Source organism: Salmonella sp. NW722, from assembly GCF_051702785.1.
GTDB classification, from domain to species: Bacteria; Pseudomonadota; Gammaproteobacteria; order Enterobacterales; family Enterobacteriaceae; genus Salmonella; species Salmonella enterica.
Genome location: NZ_JAMMIN010000001.1, coordinates 670918 through 690225, shown reverse-complemented (window position 1 = coordinate 690225; position 19308 = coordinate 670918). Strand labels below are relative to the sequence as shown.

Annotated in this window: 20 protein-coding genes and 1 pseudogene; 11 read left to right on the top strand and 10 right to left on the bottom strand. The window is 51.5% G+C overall.

Features of this window, described 5'->3' with window-relative positions:
- Positions 1-265: 265 nt before the first annotated feature.
- The gene (locus NA330_RS03475; RefSeq protein WP_367881957.1) at positions 266-424 is read right to left on the bottom strand and encodes a hypothetical protein; all 159 of its coding nucleotides are present in this window, start codon (positions 422-424) and stop codon (positions 266-268) included.
- A 101-nt stretch (positions 425-525) separates the two neighbouring features.
- Between NA330_RS03475 and NA330_RS03470 the strand changes: the two are divergent.
- Positions 526-847, top strand: a pseudogene (locus tag NA330_RS03470) (hypothetical protein).
- A 9-nt stretch (positions 848-856) separates the two neighbouring features.
- Here the strand turns inward: NA330_RS03470 and sigE are convergent.
- The gene (sigE, locus tag NA330_RS03465; protein WP_000444723.1) at positions 857-1198 is read right to left on the bottom strand and encodes a type III secretion system chaperone SigE; all 342 of its coding nucleotides are present in this window, start codon (positions 1196-1198) and stop codon (positions 857-859) included.
- A 16-nt stretch (positions 1199-1214) separates the two neighbouring features.
- Positions 1215-2900, bottom strand: a complete 1686-nt coding sequence (gene sopB, locus NA330_RS03460) for an SPI-1 type III secretion system effector inositol phosphate phosphatase SopB (RefSeq protein WP_023241548.1) — start codon at positions 2898-2900, stop codon at positions 1215-1217.
- A 331-nt stretch (positions 2901-3231) separates the two neighbouring features.
- On the opposite strand from sopB, the gene NA330_RS03455 reads away from it, so the two are divergent.
- Positions 3232-3402 carry a YlcI/YnfO family protein gene (locus tag NA330_RS03455; protein ID WP_001111006.1) on the top strand — a complete coding sequence of 57 codons (171 nt, stop codon included), beginning with the start codon at positions 3232-3234 and terminating at the stop codon, positions 3400-3402.
- Here NA330_RS03455 and NA330_RS03450 read toward each other — a convergent pair whose 3' ends face one another.
- From NA330_RS03450 to hprR, 4 genes are all read right to left on the bottom strand, one after another.
- Positions 3403-3513, bottom strand: a complete 111-nt coding sequence (locus tag NA330_RS03450; protein ID WP_000174815.1) for a hypothetical protein — start codon at positions 3511-3513, stop codon at positions 3403-3405.
- Between the two features lie 108 nt (positions 3514-3621).
- Positions 3622-5091 (bottom strand): C69 family dipeptidase, encoded by a 1470-nt coding sequence (locus NA330_RS03445; protein WP_023241549.1) that lies wholly within the window; start codon positions 5089-5091, stop codon positions 3622-3624.
- Between the two features lie 172 nt (positions 5092-5263).
- Positions 5264-6628, bottom strand: coding sequence for a heavy metal sensor histidine kinase (locus NA330_RS03440; protein ID WP_023181922.1), 1365 nt, complete (start codon positions 6626-6628; stop codon positions 5264-5266).
- The gene (hprR, locus tag NA330_RS03435) at positions 6621-7301 is read right to left on the bottom strand and encodes a response regulator transcription factor HprR (protein ID WP_023241550.1); all 681 of its coding nucleotides are present in this window, start codon (positions 7299-7301) and stop codon (positions 6621-6623) included. Before hprR ends, NA330_RS03440 begins: the two co-directional genes overlap by 8 nt.
- 135 nt (positions 7302-7436) lie before the next feature.
- Here hprR and hiuH point away from each other — a divergent pair, with 135 nt between their 5' ends.
- Positions 7437-7847, top strand: coding sequence for a hydroxyisourate hydrolase (gene hiuH / locus NA330_RS03430; RefSeq protein WP_000833183.1), 411 nt, complete (start codon positions 7437-7439; stop codon positions 7845-7847).
- 332 nt (positions 7848-8179) lie between these two features.
- Here hiuH and NA330_RS03425 read toward each other — a convergent pair whose 3' ends face one another.
- From NA330_RS03425 to hpaR, 3 genes are all read right to left on the bottom strand, one after another.
- Entirely contained in the window at positions 8180-8692 is a 513-nt protein-coding gene (locus NA330_RS03425; protein WP_001195556.1) for a 4-hydroxyphenylacetate 3-monooxygenase reductase subunit, read from the bottom strand.
- Between the two features lie 17 nt (positions 8693-8709).
- Positions 8710-10272, bottom strand: coding sequence for a 4-hydroxyphenylacetate 3-monooxygenase, oxygenase component (gene hpaB, locus NA330_RS03420; protein WP_000801496.1), 1563 nt, complete (start codon positions 10270-10272; stop codon positions 8710-8712).
- A gap of 217 nt (positions 10273-10489) precedes the next feature.
- Positions 10490-10930 carry a homoprotocatechuate degradation operon regulator HpaR gene (gene hpaR / locus NA330_RS03415; RefSeq protein ID WP_000543922.1) on the bottom strand — a complete coding sequence of 147 codons (441 nt, stop codon included), beginning with the start codon at positions 10928-10930 and terminating at the stop codon, positions 10490-10492.
- Between the two features lie 274 nt (positions 10931-11204).
- Here hpaR and hpaG point away from each other — a divergent pair, with 274 nt between their 5' ends.
- The 8 genes from hpaG to hpaA all read left to right on the top strand — a co-directional run bounded on the left by hpaG (position 11205) and on the right by hpaA (position 19303).
- Positions 11205-12494, top strand: a complete 1290-nt coding sequence (gene hpaG, locus NA330_RS03410; RefSeq protein ID WP_000679210.1) for a 4-hydroxyphenylacetate degradation bifunctional isomerase/decarboxylase — start codon at positions 11205-11207, stop codon at positions 12492-12494.
- A complete protein-coding gene (gene hpaE / locus NA330_RS03405; protein ID WP_000723529.1) occupies positions 12491-13957 on the top strand; it encodes a 5-carboxymethyl-2-hydroxymuconate semialdehyde dehydrogenase in 1467 nt (488 codons plus the stop codon). The genes hpaG and hpaE overlap by 4 nt, the downstream gene beginning before the upstream one ends.
- Position 13958: 1 nt before the next feature.
- The gene (hpaD, locus tag NA330_RS03400; protein WP_000516978.1) at positions 13959-14810 is read left to right on the top strand and encodes a 3,4-dihydroxyphenylacetate 2,3-dioxygenase; all 852 of its coding nucleotides are present in this window, start codon (positions 13959-13961) and stop codon (positions 14808-14810) included.
- 9 nt (positions 14811-14819) lie between these two features.
- Positions 14820-15200: a 5-carboxymethyl-2-hydroxymuconate Delta-isomerase gene (locus NA330_RS03395; protein ID WP_001119849.1), complete on the top strand. Its 381-nt coding sequence runs from the start codon at positions 14820-14822 to the stop codon at positions 15198-15200.
- A 143-nt stretch (positions 15201-15343) separates the two neighbouring features.
- A complete protein-coding gene (hpaH, locus tag NA330_RS03390; RefSeq protein ID WP_000884795.1) occupies positions 15344-16147 on the top strand; it encodes a 2-oxo-hept-4-ene-1,7-dioate hydratase in 804 nt (267 codons plus the stop codon).
- Between the two features lie 10 nt (positions 16148-16157).
- On the top strand, positions 16158-16949 hold the full coding sequence (gene hpaI / locus NA330_RS03385; RefSeq protein WP_023241551.1) for a 4-hydroxy-2-oxoheptanedioate aldolase: 792 nt from the start codon (positions 16158-16160) through the stop codon (positions 16947-16949).
- Positions 16950-17020: 71 nt separating this feature from the next.
- Positions 17021-18397, top strand: coding sequence for a 4-hydroxyphenylacetate permease (hpaX, locus tag NA330_RS03380; RefSeq protein ID WP_001285795.1), 1377 nt, complete (start codon positions 17021-17023; stop codon positions 18395-18397).
- A gap of 9 nt (positions 18398-18406) precedes the next feature.
- Entirely contained in the window at positions 18407-19303 is an 897-nt protein-coding gene (gene hpaA / locus NA330_RS03375; protein WP_023241552.1) for a 4-hydroxyphenylacetate catabolism regulatory protein HpaA, read from the top strand.
- Positions 19304-19308 lie beyond the last annotated feature (5 nt).

Sequence of the window (19308 nt, the reverse complement as noted above, 5' to 3'; positions counted from 1 at the left end):
TAGGTGTCTGGCATCTGACAAGAGGCGATGATATCTGCCATAACGGTGAAGCAGAAGTACTATCGGGGTCGTTACAATCACCAGCTTAGATATAGAACGCGCTGGCTGCGCCTGGAAGTCAGTCATATGATGTTGTAAAAAATCAGGCTGACGTTAATAAAACACGCCAGCCTGAAGTCATATTCAGTTCATCAGGAATTGATGAAACATAATAACCAGATATACTCTCAGTTCTGATATGGTTGTTATAGTTTTCTGTAAAAAATTAACAACCACATACTTGACACCAAAAATCTGGTCTCTCTATATCTGATGGCCAGTTGTCACACCAGCCTGGGCGAATCAATGCTTCGGGGTCTGGTGGCCAGCCACGGGAGGCGTGTTTTGTATTATCTGGTGGTGGGGGGGAATCACTGGCAGCCATCGCCGATGCCGAAAAGGCTGTAGCCGACAACACCAGAAGCAATGGTAAAAATATACGATGTCTCATAATATCACCCGTGAATAATCAGATTATCCTTGCTATTGGCTTCCTTCATTTCCAGCATAACTCACGCTTCATCATCATTGAATAAACAATTAAGTTTGTTGAGCGAAAATTTACTTAAAGAAAAAATAATAAGCACTAATATTTTTTTGCAGTATTTCAACTTATAGCAGAATAAATGCGCGTAGATGGCGTAAAAACCTGATGATCAGGAATACTTACACACTAAAAATGCTCCCGCAAACAGAGCGAAATGAGAGAGAGGAACGTTTGCCCCTTACATTTCCACCAAAGATTCTGGTCTTGTCTCTTGTAAAGGGCATACGTATCGCGCTTTATCTCATTAAGAAAGCATGTTGATGTATTAAATTATGCATAACGCTCTTTCAATTGCTTCACGTTAGAAATGAATAATTCAAAACCAGTGAGCGCCTCTTCTTCGGTACTGGTTTGCGGCAAGCGATAAAGCGCCACTAAAGCAGTATTGTCTGCGTCAGCGCCGATAGTGACGGCGCTGGCGTAGTTAAGACGTAAAAAATGCTGCAAAGTTAGAGTATCGTCAGGCAATGGCATAAAGGGACAGCACATTTCCAGTGTATGATCGGATTCATTAAAATAAACCTGTATCCCATCATCAATGATGAGCAGTGGCTCATCTTCTGGCGCATCCAGGCCTAACGCGGCATATAAACGATTTAATAGACTTTCCATATAGTTACCTCAAGACTCAAGATGTGATTAATGAAGAAATGCCTTTTACTGACTGCCAAATATTTTCATCCCCAATTCGTTTTTGATAGGAAAGATTGAGCACTTCTGGCGATAAATTTTTCAGTACTTTGTTCCCCGCCCCGCCCGTATTTTGTTTCTGAATCTCCAGGTTACCGCTATTCAGTAATACTTTTTGGAAAATTTTCTGTCCACCGCTATCCGGAAGACTGCCAGGCGCATTTAACATATGGGTCTGATGTAAGGAAATGATCTCTCGCTTGATTTCTGAATCCATCATCCCTGTACGATCTTTGCCGCTTTTACAATTCCAGGCGGGCACCGCGTCAATTTCATGGGCTAACATGGCAAGGCGTTGTGCGAGTTTATAGGGTTCGCCGCCATCTTTATGATGTTGGTTATTTTTCCAGATATCCTTAATCTGGCGTGCTAATGTATTGACGACCTCATAATTATCCGGGTATTGCGCCAGCCATTCGCCAACCCAGCCACCTGGTCTGGCTTCAGGGCGTAAATCATTGCCTAATAACTGATGTAGCGCTTCGGCATTATATCTATCAGATGCCTTAAGGCCAAAGCCGAGCTTGAGCGTCAGCTCATTAACACCCATATTAAATGCGGCGACGTCCGGTTTTATTTTTACCGTCTGTAGATCGCCATCTTTATTGCGGATTTTTAAATGAATCATTTTTCCCGGCTGGGTCAACGATTGCCATGCGCGCATTTGATCCTCGACCATCGTTCCCTCTTTGCCGAAAATATTCGACGCGGTGAGTAACCCGACGGATACCAGTTTCAGGCTTACCGCTTCGCCCGCTAAGGCTCTGTTAAGCAACTCAGGTTTACTAAAAAGTGCCGCAGTTAATACTTCTTTGGCTTTGTTTTCAGCGCCGACCTGACGCAAAAGCGGATCTTTTTCATGATAGGGGGAAAGCACGCCATGACGTATCCCGCAAAAAAGCGTTTTATCTTTACCGTCCTCATGCACACTCACCGTGGACATCCACAAATTATTGGCGTGATGAATATTCCTGGTATCCCAACTGCATACGCCCTTTCCCTGATAAGCACTGGGAAAGATATCTTTTGCGCCGATTTTCATCTCTGCGGCAGGGAGCTGCGTGTTGGTATAGTGATGCCCGTTATGCGTGAGTGTATTTTTTATGGTTTGCCAGGGCTGGTTATTAAGCTGCTTGACCTGAGCATCTCTAAACGCTACAGCCGCAAAGCGATGAGCTTCTTTTGCAGGTAAGCCATCCTGCTGCTGAGTGCGTGCTGCAATAAGTTCGATAAGATTTTTCTTCAATGCTTTTGCCGCGGCTTCTTCTTGTTTTGTTGCTGGCCGGTCCGCTTTAACTTTGGCTAACTCCATTTGGTTTGCCATTGACGTTAGAACCGGGTCTTGTTTACCCAGAACGGTTGCCGCGACGTTGAGAAGATCGCGCTGTAAGTTATAGAGGTTATGCAGCGAGTGGTTAGACGTCTTCTGATGCTGTAGATAATTCCCCCATGTCGCGCCAGGTTCTCGCAGGACAATAATTTCCGGGCGAGCGTCGGGTGCTTTAGCCGGCGCTTTGCCCTGGCCTGATAGAATCTGCATTCCATTGTATAAGGTTTTTTGTAGGCTTTTAAAAGCCTCCTGGGTTTTTAGTGAAGCTGAGTGATAGAAGCTCTGTATTTGCATAGCGTTTTTAATATTCCTGAATAGGGGAGTGGGAACATTCAACAGGGTTAACAACCCTTTAAAAGGATGTGACTTTTATGCGCCAGGAACTTTAAAAAAATGTCCTTTTTAATGAGGAAACGCTTCTGATCAGGCGGGGAGGCATCCTGACGTCCATACGTAGTGGCGATCATGGGGGAGATCGGTACATCAAATGTTCATAAAATCTACAAACTTCACAATTTAGGGCACAACTTTTATTGAAAACCCACCTTCTTGACTCAGATCAAATTCACCGATTTACTCCTGCGTAAAGTAACGGCGTTACATCAAATGTTATACAGGTGTGTGTATGCCAGCAAAGCCCCGGACAAGTAAGACCGTGACGAAGAATATTCGTTTTTCCTATTCCATGCTTGAACAGATAGAATTCGCGTTGAAATCTGAAAAGACGCGGAATTTTTCAGCATGGGTAAAAGAGGCCTGTCGGGAAAAGTTATGTAACACGGGACATAAGCTGTAGTTATCGTTTTATGCGAGAGGAGGCGGCCATTTTGAAAAGAACAACGTGCTTATATACCTCCTGGGTTTTTGCCGCTTTTGTCTCTCTGCTGATATTTGCCTGGAGTGTCATAAACTATCCTCTCTATGAATCCATAATAATTATTGTCTTTTATATCTGGCTAATTCTGGTACCGCTTTATCTTATTGTGTATGAGTGGCTAATAGATTGTCATTGAATTTATGGTTGCGTACTTGAAAAGTGATATTTCATATCTGTGCGGTAAGTCATTGTCGTAATAATATTATTGGTCAGGCGACGGGCGAGCGTCTGCGCATTTTGCATCGTTTTATCTTCAAAATTTTGCAGTAAGCGTTGCGCTTCTTTCGGATGCGACGCATATAATCTCAGATAGCTCTGCTCCATCTTATACTGCTGCTTAGCTGTTTGCTGTTCAAATGTTTTCCAGGCGTGTTGCACATCTGGCGCAAACGCATTGTAGTCCTGCATAACCAGCGTTTGCAGCGTGCGGAATGTCCAGTAGGTAGAGTCGTTGCTCGCCCGATCGGTTCCTTTATCATCTCCGGGTTGATAATGACGCATTCCCTGATAATAGGGGAGATAGACGCTAAGAGATGGCATTCCATAGGCGATGTATTCTACGTTACCGATAGCCTGCGGTAATTTAGGTCTGACCTGTAAAATATGTGACTCCTGGGTACGAAAAACGGATATGGGTCGCCATGATTCTTGTGGGTTATGACTGGCATAAGGGTCGTGCGACGTTCCCTGATAGTGATTGCGTAACGCGTTTTTTACTGCCGCCACGCTGATCTTCGTTATTGGCGTTAAAAAAACAGGAAATGTTTCCCCTTCGCTAACGACCGTATCCAGATGCGGATTAAACTGGTGTTGTAGCGTCCAGACGCGCGGATAATTATAGGTGGTATCGTTTTTGTTATCCTGCGAATAGGCTTGATGAAAGTCGAATTCGCCGCGGGCCGGATCATATAATCCCTGCTTTTTCGCAAAGCTTACTAACGTTGGTGACGCCATATAATTCGCGTTATCATTCGGATCGTAATGGCGTAAACGTCCCTGATTGGCGGAAACGAAATAGCTATCTGCCGGAAGTCGTACTGCCAGCCATTGATGACCGCTTCCCGTCTCCAGATACCATATCTCTTTGCTATCAATAAACGCGACGCCGAAACCTTCGCCCGCGCCTTTTTGTTCAATAATGTCTCCCAGTAATTTGGCGCCCTGACGCGCCGATTGCGCCACTGGCAGGATCACGGACTCAATGGCGTCTTCCGTGATTCCCGTTTTTGTCACGTAAGGATCGGCAGCCAGCGCCGCTCTGCCGTTATAAATGGTTTCCGTTGCGCTCATTCCGACGCCCGCCGAATTGAAACCGGCTTCACCCATGGCGTTATCGTTAGTATCAAAGTCATGAATTGCCGTATAGCGCATCGCTGTCTCCGGAAGCGGCCAGCTAAAATTGTTCCGATGTGCTTTATACTCGCCTTGTTGATGAAACGCGACGGGGTGAATAACCTTATGCTTGGCGTTATTTGCCGAGCCATCCTCGTTGCGCGCGATAATGAAGGAGCCATCAGCCGAAGCCTGATTGCCTACCAAAAGGGTAGTACAGGCGATGGCTTTACCCATACCCAGCAGCGTAACGGCGAATGCAAGATACTTTTTCATAAAGGTTCCCACTGAATAACGCGTTATGGGATGAATTGACCCTGGATTGGAAACCGAGAAAGTGATCGAGCCAGCAATATTCTTTGCCGGCGTCCTTTATTTTCTTTTTATTGAGGTTGTATTGATAACCACAGCTCTGTGGCAGGGAAGGGGAACAGAACCTGTACTGACCTTAGCTATCACCGCTATCAGGCAGACGAACCGAAAAGATATTATGTTCATCGGCATAGCGGTAAGATGCCGAGCCACCGTGCAATAGAGCAATCGCATTAACCAACGATAGCCCCAGGCCGAAACCAGCAGTGTGGCGGGCATTATCTCCTCGCCAAAAACGCCGGAAAAGCTTATCCGCATCGGCGGGGTGGCTGCCCGGATTAGCGACCCGAATTTCTGCAACGTTATCATCATAAGCGCTTTCAATACGTATCACGGCGTTTTCATCAGAATAACGGATGGCATTCGTCAGCAGGTTTGAGAGCACTCTTTGTAATAATATTTCGTCAGCCCATACCGTTCCCTGACATTGATTTATAAAACAGATGCGCTTCTCCTCGGCAAGGGGGCTAAGATAATCCAGCATATTTTCGACCAGCGCATTGAGCGAAACAGGCTGTTTTTTTACCGCTATATTCTGGTGCTCCGCGCGTGCCAGAAAGAGAATATTTTCTGTCAGTCGCGACAGTCCCTCCAGCTCTTCAATATTATCGACAAGGGCTTGTTGATACTCTTCGGCGCTGCGTTCCTGACTCAGCATCACCTGATTCTTCCCCAGTAAAATATTAACAGGCGTGCGCAGCTCATGCGCCAGATCGTCGGCAAATTGGTTCAGGCGTTCAAAATCGTCGGAAAGCTTCTGGCGCATGGTATTTAGCGCTTGTCCAAGCGGCCTGAGCTCAACGGGTAACGCCTGTTCCGCCAACGGCTGGCGAAGTGTGCCGCTATCTGTCGCCGCGGTGAGTCGGCTGAGCGACGTAATGGCCCGCAGCCCGTTTCTGATGACTAATGGACTGAGTGCCGAACAGACGAGGATGGCGATAAGGCTAATCAGCAAACTGTTACGGCGATATTGCGCCAGCATTTGCCGCCTTTCCGTCGCCAGCCTGGCGATAGTAAGGGTCAGCGGGTCATTGCCGCTTCTGGCGTTTACTCGTACCGCGGTCAGCTCCGTGCCTTGTACCGCCTGGCGAAATAAGGTTTCGCGGGTGATGTTTTTAGCCAGCGGAATCTCGTTAAAGCGTTGGTCGGGGATACCACTATGATTAATCGCAACATTGTGGCCTGTTGCTGAATGAATCAATAAGATATCCTGCTTCGTATCCACCATCCTATTGAAATAGAGCGGCAGATTTTCCGGCCTGGCGCCATCCAGTAACAGTTGCTGCATTTGCGCCGCCCGATTTATTAGCGTCATATCATCCCGATACGTTAATTCTTTGCTCAGCGCGTTATAGAGCGTCCAGCTAATGCCGGTACAGGCGAGGATAAGGATGGCGATAAAAGAAATTGTCAGGCGCAGCGTCATTGATAACTTAACCATTCTGCGACGTTTCCGCCTGTAATCGATAACCCATCCCCCGGACGGTCATAATGAGCTTCTTTTCAAATGGATCGTCTACTTTGGCGCGCAGCCGACGAATCGCGACATCAACGGTGTTGGTTTCACTATCAAAGTTAATTCCCCAAACTTCGCTGGCGATCGCGGTTCGGGGCACGATTTCTCCTGCCCGGGACGCCAGTAACCAGAGGAGCAGGAATTCTTTGCGGGTCAGGGAAATCGGTTTGCCATTTCGTGACACCGATTGCTTTGTGGCATCCATGTCCAGACCATTGATCGTCAGTCGGGTAAAGACCGGGACATGCTGTCTGAGTTGAGCTCTCACCCGGGCCAGCAGTTCGGCGAAGGAAAAAGGCTTAACAAGGTAATCATTAGCGCCCGCCTCAAGACCTTTGACGCGATCCTCAACCGAGTCGCGCGCCGTCAGGCAAATAACAGGGGATTGATGCGCAGTGCGTAACGCGCGTAAAACCTGCCATCCATCAAGCCCCGGCAGCATAATATCAAGAATAATCAATGAATAATGTTCCTGAAGGGCCATGTGTAATCCGTCTCGTCCATCACAGGCATAATCAACCACATAGCCTGCCTCCGTGAGTCCCTGACGTACCCACTGAATGGTTTTCTGGTTATCTTCAATCAATAAAATCTTCATCGACGCAGTATGCCATAGGCTTGTTAGCGAATCCGTAAATCTCCAACAAGATGACATAATTGTCATGTCCGTGTAAGGTTAATCCTGGACGCGCCAGATATATTTTCCTGCATCAATACCGTAAAGGAGTGAAGCATGAAACGATATATACTGGCTACCGCGATAGCATCTCTTGTTGCAGCCCCGGCAATGGCGCTGGCCGCTGGCAACAATATTCTCAGCGTACATATTCTCGATCAGCAAACAGGCAAACCGGCACCCGGCGTGGAGGTGGTACTGGAGCAGAAAAAGGACAACGGATGGACGCAATTAAACACCGGGCATACCGACCAGGATGGACGTATTAAAGCTCTGTGGCCCGAAAAAGCTGCCGCGCCGGGGGATTATCGCGTTATTTTTAAAACCGGCCAGTATTTTGAAAGTAAAAGACTGGACACGTTTTTCCCGGAGATTCCCGTCGAGTTTCATATCAGCAAAACGAATGAGCACTATCATGTGCCGCTGTTATTAAGTCAGTATGGTTATTCAACCTATCGCGGGAGCTAATTTAGAGCCTATCCCATTAGGGCTATTTTACTTGCCATTTTGGTCCTGGGCAGTGCTCGCCAAAACGCGTTAGCGTTTTGAACGCCGCTAGCGGCGGCCCGAAGGGCGAGCGTAGCGAGTCAAACCTCACGTACTACGTGTACGCTCCGGTTTTTGCGCGCTGTCCGTGTCCAAACTGGCTGCGCCAATAACGCCTGGTGGGATAGGCTCTTAGATTGTATTAATCGCCGCGATTTATGGCGAGCAAACATCGCGGCGGGAATAAAAATCTTCAGCGTATCGACTCTTCTCCCACAAGCGGTGGTTATCCCGCTTGTGGGCATGAGTGACGGTTAAACAGGCGCTTCCATCTCAAGTCTGACCGGATGAAAACGGCGTTTGAAATAAATCAGGCCATGCCCATCCTGGCTAAGAATAATATTTTTGATCGCCACCAGATACACCAGATGCGTGCCAATGGTTTGTACCTCGCTGATCTCGCCTTCAAGACCGGCCAGCGCGCCGTTAAGTACCGGCTGGCCCAGCGGTCCGTTTTGCCAACATGGCTGGTGAAAACGCTCTTCCATCGCCATCCCCGTCATACCGGCAAAGTGGCGCGCCATCAGCTCCTGCTCATGGTTAAGTACATTAATGCACAGCCTGCCGTTGCCCTGAAAAACGGGGTTCATGGCGCTATTGGCATTAATACATACCATTACGGAGGGCGGCGTATCGGTGACGGAACAGACCGCTGTTGCGGTGATACCGCAGCGTCCGGCGTGACCCGCCGTGGTTACGATGTTGACCGCTGCCGCCAGACTTGCCATCGCATCGCGAAAACGCAGACGTTGTTCATCTACTTGCATGAGAACCTCCTGCCGCGTTATTTCAGCAGCTTATCCAGTTGATTGATGTCGTCGTTATTGTGCAAATGCGAAACCGTCCAGCCATTCTGATCGTATTCGGAGAGGCAGCGATCGACCATTGCCATCATCTTATCCATATTGCCGGAGCTCTGGGCCTGACGCAGGCACTGCAGACGAATTTCATCCTGGCTGCCCGAGTAGTTAATCTCGTACAGCTCATGGCGACCGCCAAACTCGCTACCGATGGCATCCCACATCAATTTAAGAATTTTGATACGTTCAACATGGTCCATTCCGTTAGAGCCGCGTACGTATTTCGCCAGGTACTGGTCGATTTGCGGATTATTCAGATCGCGGGCGCTGGAAGGCAGGTAAATCAGGCCGCTGGTAACGTTACGTTCAATAATATTTTTAATTTTCGCATAGGCCATTGGGGCCATCACACGATAGGTTTGCAGCGCGGCGTGGTCCGGCAGCCAGGCGCCGTTTACCCACGGGGTTGCTTCAGAACACATAGAATCGCTCAATGCCCAGAACATATTGCGCCAGGCCACGACTTCGCCGAGATCGGCCTGCACGCCCCGGAACTCTACGGTACCCGTACATTCGAGCGATTTTTTCAGCAGCGCGGTAATGAAATCAAGTTTAACCGCCAGACGAACACAGGCTTGCAGTGGATACATACGGGCAAAGCCGCCTTCCATCGTCCAGCGACGGCAACGATCGAAATCACGGTAAATTAATACGTTTTCCCACGGGATCAGCACCTTGTCCATCACCAGAATGGCATCGTTTTCATCAAAGCGGCTGGAGAGTGGATAATCAAACGGCGAACCCGTCGCGCCCGCGACCATTTCATACGAGGCGCGCGAAATAAGTTTTACGCCTTCGGCATCCATTGGCGCGACAAACATCAGAGCAAAATCCGGGTTTTCGCCCATCACCTGGGCTGAGCCGAAACCAATCATGTTGTAGTGAGTCAGGGCGGAGTTAGTGGCGACGACTTTCGCCCCGCTGACAATAATCCCGGCGTCCGTCTCTTTCTCCAGCTTGATATAGACGTCTTTCACTTCGTCGGCAGGTTTGTGGCGGTCAATGGGCGGGTTGACGATAGCATGGTTAAAGTACAGGCCGGTCTCCTGAATGCGGGTGTACCAGTTGCGGGCGTTCTGCTCAAACTGGCCGTAGAAGGCTGGGTTAGCGCCCAGAGCGCAACCAAAGGCGGCTTTGTAATCCGGTGTGCGTCCCATCCAGCCGTAACTCAGGCGTGACCACTCGGCGATAGCATCACGCTGTTGGCGCAGATCGTCTGCGCTTTTCGCCACGCGGAAAAATTTATGCGTATAACCGCCGCTGCCGGTATCGGTATTCCAGCACAGGGTATCTTGCATCGACGGTTTATGTAATGCGTCATACAGTTGTGCGACAGAGGCTGCGGCATTGCGGAATGCCGGATGTGTCGTAACATCTTTAACGCGTTCGCCGTAAATATAAATTTCCCGCCCGTCCTGCAGGCTTTTTAAATACTCTTCGCCCGTTAACGGACGCTTGTTATCAGTACGAAAATCTTCAGGTTTCATTGCGGCTTCTTCCTCGTTAATCGGAATGTTTTGTTAATAATATGTTTCTTATTTGTTGTTTAATTGAATAGGCAGAAGCGTAAACTGTGAAGAGACTTTCAGGACAACGGCGGGTACTTTTCAGATGAACGTCGAAGAAGAAGAGTAAAATGCGATCGCCGTCAACGTTGTAAGCGGGAGGGGATTCCCGTGTCGGCGGCGTGGGAAGGTAAGAATACTATGCTTCCGCTTCGCTATCAGGATGCTGGCGCCCCAGAGCAATAAGATCGTCCAGCAGTAGCATCAATTGCTGTGTTTTTTCGGGCGTGAAATCGGCCTCAATTTTTCGATAAGCCTCTTCTACCTGGCTCCGGGCACGGGCGTACAACGTTTGTCCCTGCTCCGTCAACATGACATATAACTTACGCTGATCGTTAACCGGCTTGAGTCGCAACACCAGTCCGTCTCGCTCCATGCGCGTCAATATTCCGGTCAGACTTGGACGCAAAATGCAGGTACGAAAGGCCAGCTCGTGAAAATCCATAGAGGGGCTATCGGCCAGGATTCGCACAATGCGCCATTGCTGGTCGGTCAGATTGTGGCTTTTAACGATGGGGCGGAAATAGGTCATTGCCGCTTCGCGCGCCTGAAGCAAGGCGATGGTTAATGAATCATGCATAAGCGTTTCTCTTTTGCAGAATTATTAATACCTGAATAATCGTGTTTACCGATGTGAGCTATGACATCTGTTTTATGTCCAAAGTTTAACAGAAACAAGGGGTTTTATTTAAATCTTTGATATGTATGCATTTAATAATAAATTTGTGAAAATATTGTTAATCACATCACAAATACTTTACTTCAGCTTGCTAAATGTACAGCGAAAGCATAAATCTAATCATTAATATATTAATGAAATCACAGCCCGTTGAATCGGCCTGAGGAGTTTATGTATGAAGGGTACTGTTTTCGCCGTTGCGTTAAACCATCGCAGTCAGCTTGATGCCTGGCAAGAGGCTTTTTCTCAGCCTCCCTATAATGCGCCGCCTAAAACCGCAGTGTGGTTCATCAAACCGCGTAATACGGTGATTCGTCACGGCGAACCCATTCCTTATCCGCAGGGAGAAAAGGTACTGAGCGGCGCGACAGTGGCGCTCATTGTGGGGAAAACCGCCAGCCGGATACGCCCTGAAGCGGCGGCGGACTATATCGCCGGGTATGCGCTGGCTAACGAGGTCAGCCTGCCGGAAGAGAGCTTTTATCGCCCGGCGATTAAAGCGAAATGTCGCGATGGCTTTTGCCCGCTGGGTGAAATGGCACCGCTGAGTGATGTGGATAACCTCACCATTATCACGGAAATCAACGGACGAGAAGCGGACCACTGGAATACTGCCGATTTACAGCGTAGCGCCGCACAGCTGCTTAGCGCGTTAAGTGAGTTCGCTACGCTTAACCCTGGCGATGCGATCTTACTCGGTACACCGCAGAATCGCGTTGCGCTGCGTCCCGGCGATCGGGTGCGTATTCTGGCGAAAGGTTTACCCGCTCTGGAAAATCCGGTTGTCGCAGAAGATGAATTCGCCCGCCACCAGACGTTTACGTGGCCGCTGTCAGCGACGGGAACGTTATTTGCGCTGGGGTTGAACTACGCCGATCACGCCAGCGAGCTGGCATTTACGCCGCCGAAAGAGCCGCTGGTATTTATCAAAGCGCCAAACACCTTTACCGAACATCACCAAACGTCGGTGCGCCCGAACAACGTCGAATATATGCACTACGAAGCCGAGCTGGTCGTGGTGATTGGCAAAACGGCGCGTAAGGTGAGCGAAGCCGAAGCTATGGAGTATGTGGCCGGTTACACCGTCTGTAACGACTACGCGATCCGCGACTATCTGGAAAACTACTACCGTCCGAATCTGCGGGTAAAAAGCCGCGACGGCCTGACGCCGATAGGCCCGTGGATTGTGGATAAAGAGGCGGTTTCTGATCCGCATAACCTGACGTTACGCACCTTTGTTAACGGTGAGCTGCGGCAGGAAGGGACGACCGCCGATCTGATCTTCAGCATCCCGTTCCTGATTTCTTATCTGAGCGAATTTATGACGTTGCAACCGGGCGACATGATTGCCACCGGTACGCCGAAAGGGTTGTCCGATGTGGTGCCGGGGGATGAAGTTGTCGTGGAAGTAGAAGGCGTGGGTCGCCTGGTTAACCGAATCGTCAGTGAGGAGAGCGCAAAATGAAGAAAATAAATCATTGGATTAACGGCAAAAACGTTGCAGGTAACGACTACTTCCAGACCACTAACCCGGCGACCGGTGACGTGCTGGCGGAAGTAGCCTCCGGCGGTGAAGCAGAAGTGAACCAGGCTGTCGCGGCGGCCAAAGAGGCGTTCCCGAAATGGGCCAACCTACCGATGAAAGAGCGTGCGCGCCTGATGCGCCGCCTTGGCGACCTGATTGACCAGAACGTACCGGAAATCGCGGCGATGGAAACCGCCGACACCGGTCTGCCTATTCACCAGACTAAAAACGTGCTGATCCCGCGCGCCTCGCATAACTTCGAATTCTTCGCCGAAGTGTGCCAGCAGATGAACGGCAAGACCTATCCGGTTGACGATAAAATGCTCAATTATACGCTGGTGCAGCCCGTCGGCGTCTGCGCGCTGGTGTCGCCGTGGAACGTGCCGTTTATGACCGCGACCTGGAAAGTCGCGCCGTGCCTGGCGCTGGGCAACACGGCGGTGCTCAAAATGTCCGAGCTGTCGCCGCTGACTGCCGACAGGCTGGGCGAGCTGGCGCTGGAGGCAGGAATTCCGGCAGGCGTGCTGAACGTGGTGCAGGGCTATGGCGCGACGGCGGGCGATGCGCTGGTACGCCACCATGACGTGCGTGCGGTGTCGTTTACCGGCGGTACCGCCACCGGTCGCAATATCATGAAAAATGCCGGCCTGAAAAAATACTCGATGGAGCTGGGCGGCAAATCGCCGGTGCTGATTTTTGAAGATGCCGACATTGAGCGCGCGCTGGACGCCGCGCTGTTCACCATCTTCTCGATCAACGGCGAACGCTGCACCGCCGGGTCGCGCATCTTTATCCAGCAGAGCATTTACCCTGAGTTCGTGAAGCGCTTTGCCGAACGCGCGAATCGCCTGCGTGTCGGCGATCCGACCGACCCGAACACCCAGGTCGGCGCGCTGATTAGCCAACAGCACTGGGAAAAAGTCTCCGGTTATATCCGCCTCGGCATTGAAGAGGGCGCAACGCTGCTGGCGGGCGGTGCGGAAAAACCCACTGACCTGCCTGCGCATCTGAAAGGCGGTAACTTCCTGCGCCCAACCGTGCTGGCCGATGTCGACAACCGTATGCGCGTTGCGCAGGAAGAGATCTTTGGGCCAGTCGCCTGTCTGCTGCCATTCAAAGACGAAGCGGAAGGGTTACGTTTGGCGAACGACGTGGAATACGGTCTGGCCTCTTATATCTGGACCCAGGACGTGAGCAAAGTGTTGCGCCTGGCGCGTGGGATTGAAGCCGGCATGGTCTTCGTCAACACCCAGAACGTCCGCGACCTGCGCCAGCCGTTCGGCGGCGTGAAAGCCTCCGGTACCGGGCGCGAAGGCGGCGAATATAGCTTCGAAGTGTTTGCGGAAATGAAAAACGTCTGCATCTCAATGGGCGACCATCCTATCCCAAAATGGGGAGTTTGATATGGGCAAGTTAGCGTTAGCAGCAAAAATTACCCACGTGCCGTCGATGTATCTTTCTGAACTGCCGGGAAAAAATCACGGTTGTCGTCAGGCAGCCATTGATGGGCATATTGAAATTGGCAAGCGTTGCCGCGAAATGGGCGTTGACACCATTATCGTATTCGACACCCACTGGCTGGTGAATAGCGCTTACCACATTAATTGTGCCGACCATTTCCAGGGCGTCTATACCAGCAACGAATTGCCGCACTTTATTCGCGACATGACCTATGACTATGACGGTAATCCGGAGCTCGGCCACCTGATCGCCGACGAGGCAGTCAAACTGGGCGTGCGCGCTAAAGCGCATAACATCCCGAGCCTGAAGCTGGAGTATGGCACGCTGGTGCCGATGCGCTACATGAACAGCGACAAGCACTTCAAAGTGGTCTCCATCTCGGCGTTCTGTACTGTGCATGACTTTGCCGACAGTCGCAGACTGGGCGAAGCCATTCTCAAGGCGATTGAGAAATATGACGGTACCGTAGCGGTATTCGCCAGTGGTTCTCTGTCGCACCGTTTTATTGACGACCAACGGGCGGAAGAGGGGATGAACAGCTACACCCGCGAGTTCGATCATCAGATGGACGAGCGCGTGGTCAAACTGTGGCGCGAAGGCAAATTCAAGGAGTTTTGCACCATGTTGCCGGAGTACGCCGACTACTGCTACGGCGAAGGCAACATGCACGACACGGTCATGCTGCTGGGAATGCTGGGTTGGGACAAATACGACGGCAAGGTGGAGTTCATCACCGATCTGTTCGCCAGCTCCGGTACCGGCCAGGTGAACGCTGTTTTCCCGCTGCCTGCGTAAGGGGTGTTTATGCCGCACTTTATTGCTGAATGTACTGAAAATATTCGCGAGCAGGCTGATTTACCCGGCCTGTTCAGCAAGGTAAACGAGGCGCTGGCCGCCAGCGGGATTTTCCCCATCGGCGGTATCCGCAGTCGCGCCCACTGGCTGGATACCTGGCAGATGGCTGACGGTAAGCATGATTACGCATTTGTGCATATGACGCTGAAAATCGGCGCCGGGCGCAGCCTGGAGAGCCGTCAGGAAGTCGGCGAAATGCTGTTTGGGCTGATTAAAGCCCACTTCGCCGACCTGATGGAGAACCGCTATCTGGCGCTGTCGTTTGAGATTGCCGAGTTACATCCGACGCTCAATTACAAACAAAACAACGTACACGCGTTATTTAAATAGCACACTCTTTCGCCCGGTGGCGCTGCGCTTACCGGGCCTACAAAAAAACGATGCACGAAGCAATACCGAACCGTAGGCCGGGTAAGACGCACCCGCGTCGCCACCCGGCGCAGCAGCACCGAATGACGTAACAGGAAGCAACTATGCTCGATAAACAGACCCATACCCTGATCGCCCAGCGACTTAATCAGGCTGAAAAACAGCGTGAACAGATTCGCGCAGTGTCGCTGGATTATCCCAACATCACTATTGAAGATGCCTATGCCGTACAGCGTGAATGGGTCAATATCAAGATCGCCGAAGGGCGCACGCTCAAAGGCCACAAAATCGGCCTGACCTCAAAAGCGATGCAGGCCAGCTCGCAAATCAGCGAACCGGATTACGGCGCGCTGCTTGACGATATGTTCTTCCATGACGGCGGCGATATCCCCACCGACCGTTTTATCGTCCCGCGTATTGAAGTGGAGCTGGCGTTCGTGCTGGCGAAACCACTGCGCGGCCCTCACTGCACGCTGTTCGACGTCTACAACGCCACGGATTATGTGATTCCGGCGCTGGAACTGATTGACGCCCGCAGCCACAACATCGACCCGGAAACCCAGCGTCCGCGCAAAGTGTTCGACACCATTTCCGACAACGCCGCCAACGCCGGGGTGATCCTCGGTGGTCGCCCCATCAAACCAGACGAGCTGGATCTGCGCTGGATCTCCGCGCTGCTCTATCGCAACGGCGTGATCGAAGAGACCGGCGTCGCCGCAGGCGTGCTGAATCATCCGGCCAACGGCGTGGCGTGGCTGGCGAACAAGCTTGCCCCCTACGATGTCCAGCTTGAAGCCGGGCAGATCATCCTCGGCGGCTCGTTCACCCGCCCGGTGCCGGCGCGCAAGGGCGACACCTTCCATGTCGATTACGGCAACATGGGCGCGATCAGTTGCCGGTTTGTGTAAGGAAGAAACGATGAAAAATGCTTTCAAAGACGCGTTAAAAGCGGGGCGCCCGCAAATCGGTTTGTGGCTGGGGCTTGCCAACAGTTACAGCGCTGAACTGTTAGCGGGCGCCGGCTTCGACTGGCTACTGATCGACGGTGAACACGCGCCAAACAACGTGCAGACGGTGTTGACCCAGTTGCAGGCGATTGCGCCTTATCCCAGCCAGCCGGTGGTGCGTCCGTCATGGAACGATCCGGTACAGATTAAGCAACTGCTCGACGTCGGCGCGCAAACGCTGCTGATACCGATGGTGCAGAATGCCGATGAAGCGCGAAACGCCGTAGCGGCTACGCGTTATCCGCCTGCCGGTATTCGCGGCGTGGGCAGCGCGCTGGCGCGGGCATCGCGCTGGAATCGCATTCCGGAGTATCTCCACCAGGCCAACGACGCCATGTGCGTACTGGTGCAGATTGAAACGCGTGAGGCGATGAGCAATCTGGCGTCAATTCTCGACGTGGATGGCATTGACGGCGTGTTTATTGGTCCGGCGGACCTCAGCGCCGATATGGGCTTTGCCGGCAATCCGCAGCACCCGGAAGTGCAGGCGGCGATTGAGAACGCCATCGTGCAGATACGCGCGGCGGGGAAAGCGCCGGGGATTCTGATGGCCAATGAAGCACTGGCGAAACGTTATCTGGAATTGGGGGCGCTATTTGTCGCCGTCGGCGTTGACACCACGCTGCTGGCGCGCGGCGCGGAGGCGCTGGCGGCGCGCTTTGGCGCAGAAAAAAACCTGTCCGGTGCGTCCGGCGTCTATTAAGCCTGGCCCGGTAAGCGCAGCGCTACCGGGCAACCGTAGTACCCTACAAAATTCCCATCAGAGGAAAAAAAATGAGCGACACATCATCTGCACTTCCGGAAAGCCCCGAGTCTGTCCGTTCGCACAACGCGCTCAGCACGGGTCAACAAACCGTCATAAATAAACTGTTCCGCCGACTGATCGTATTTTTATTCGTGTTGTTTATCTTCTCGTTTTTAGACCGTATCAACATCGGTTTTGCCGGGTTGACGATGGGGCAGGATCTGGGGTTAAGCGCCACCATGTTTGGCCTTGCCACGACGCTGTTTTACGCCACCTACGTCATTTTCGGCATTCCCAGCAACGTGATGTTGAGCATTGTCGGCGCCCGCCGCTGGATTGCGACCATTATGGTGCTATGGGGCATTGCATCTACCGCCACGATGTTCGCGGTGGGACCGAAAAGCCTGTATGTGCTGCGAATGCTGGTGGGCATTACCGAAGCGGGCTTTTTGCCAGGAATACTGCTCTATTTAACCTACTGGTTCCCGGCATTTTTCCGCGCCCGCGCCAACGCATTATTTATGATTGCCATGCCAGCCACTACCGCATTGGGGTCGATTGTCTCCGGCTATATTTTATCGCTGGACGGCATATTCAATCTGCATGGATGGCAGTGGTTATTCCTGTTGGAAGGATTTCCGTCAGTTTTGTTAGGCATTATGGTCTGGTTTTACCTGGATGATACCCCGGCAAAAGCCAAATGGCTGACGGCAGAGGATAAAAAATGTTTGCAGGAGATGATGGATAATGACCGCCTGACGCTGGTTCAGCCGGAGGGGGCCATCAGCCATAACGCCATGCAGCAGCGTAGTCTGTGGCGCGAAGTATTCACGCCAATTGTACTGATGTATACGCTGGCCTATTTTTGCCTTACCAATACGCTTAGCGCCATTAGTATCTGGACGCCGCAAATCCTGAAAAGTTTTAATGAAGGCAGTAGCAATATCACCATCGGCCTGCTGGCGGCGATCCCGCAGATTTGTACTATTCTGGGGATGATTTACTGGAGCCGCCATTCGGACAAACATCAGGAGCGTAAACATCACACGGCGTTGCCGTTCCTGTTTGCCGCCGCGGGCTGGCTGCTGGCGTCGGCGACCGACCATAACCTGATCCAGCTCCTGGGGATCGTGATGGCATCCACGGGTTCCTTTAGCGCGATGGCGATCTTCTGGACCACGCCGGATCAGTCGATCAGTTTACGCGCCAGGGCGATAGGCATTGCGGTCATCAATGCCACCGGCAATATTGGCTCCGCGCTCAGCCCGTTTATGATTGGCTGGCTAAAAGATATCACCGGTAGCTTCAATAGCGGACTCTGGTTTGTCGCTTCTCTGTTAGTCGTCGGCGCCGCCATTATCTGGCTCATTCCCATGAAAGCATCGCGTCCGCGCGCCACCCCTTGAGGAGAAACTATGTGCCAACGTGCGATCGCCAATATTGATATCAGCAAAGAGTATGACGAAAGCATGGGCAGTAACGATGTGCATTATCAGTCGTTTGCTCGTATGGCGGATTTCTTTGGTCGTGATATGCAGGCGCATCGCCACGACCAGTTTTTTCAAATGCACTTTCTTGATACCGGGCAGATTGAGCTACAGCTCGACGATCATCGCTATTCGGTGCAGGCGCCGCTATTTGTGCTTACGCCGCCCTCGGTGCCGCATGCTTTTATTACCGAATCGGATAGCGATGGTCATGTTCTGACGGTACGCGAAGGGCTGGTTTGGCCGCTGCTGGAAGTGCTTTATCCCGGCACCAGAGAGGCCTTCGGCCTGCCGGGAATCTGTCTGTCGCTGGCGGATAAACCCAACGAGCTGGCGGCGCTCAAACATTACTGGCAGCTAATTGAGCGGGAGTCCACGGAACAACTGGCTGGCTGCGAACATACCCTGGTGCTACTGGCGCAGGCGGTATTTACCTTGCTGTTGCGTAATGCGAAGCTGGACGATCACGCCGCAACCGGGATGCGCGGTGAACTGAAACTTTTTCAGCGCTTTACCCTGTTAATTGACAACCACTTCCATCAGCACTGGACGGTGCCCGATTATGCCTGCGAGTTGCATATTACCGAATCTCGTTTGACCGATATTTGCCGACGTTTTGCTAATCGCCCGCCTAAACGCCTGATTTTTGATCGGCAATTACGCGAGGCGAAACGACTGCTGCTTTTTTCCGACAATGCTGTCAACGAGATCGCCTGGCAATTAGGTTTTAAAGATCCGGCTTATTTCGCCCGTTTCTTTAATCGCCTTGCTGGCTGTTCTCCTTCGCAGTTTCGCCAACGTGAAGTTCCCTCTTTTCTCAACTAAGAAGA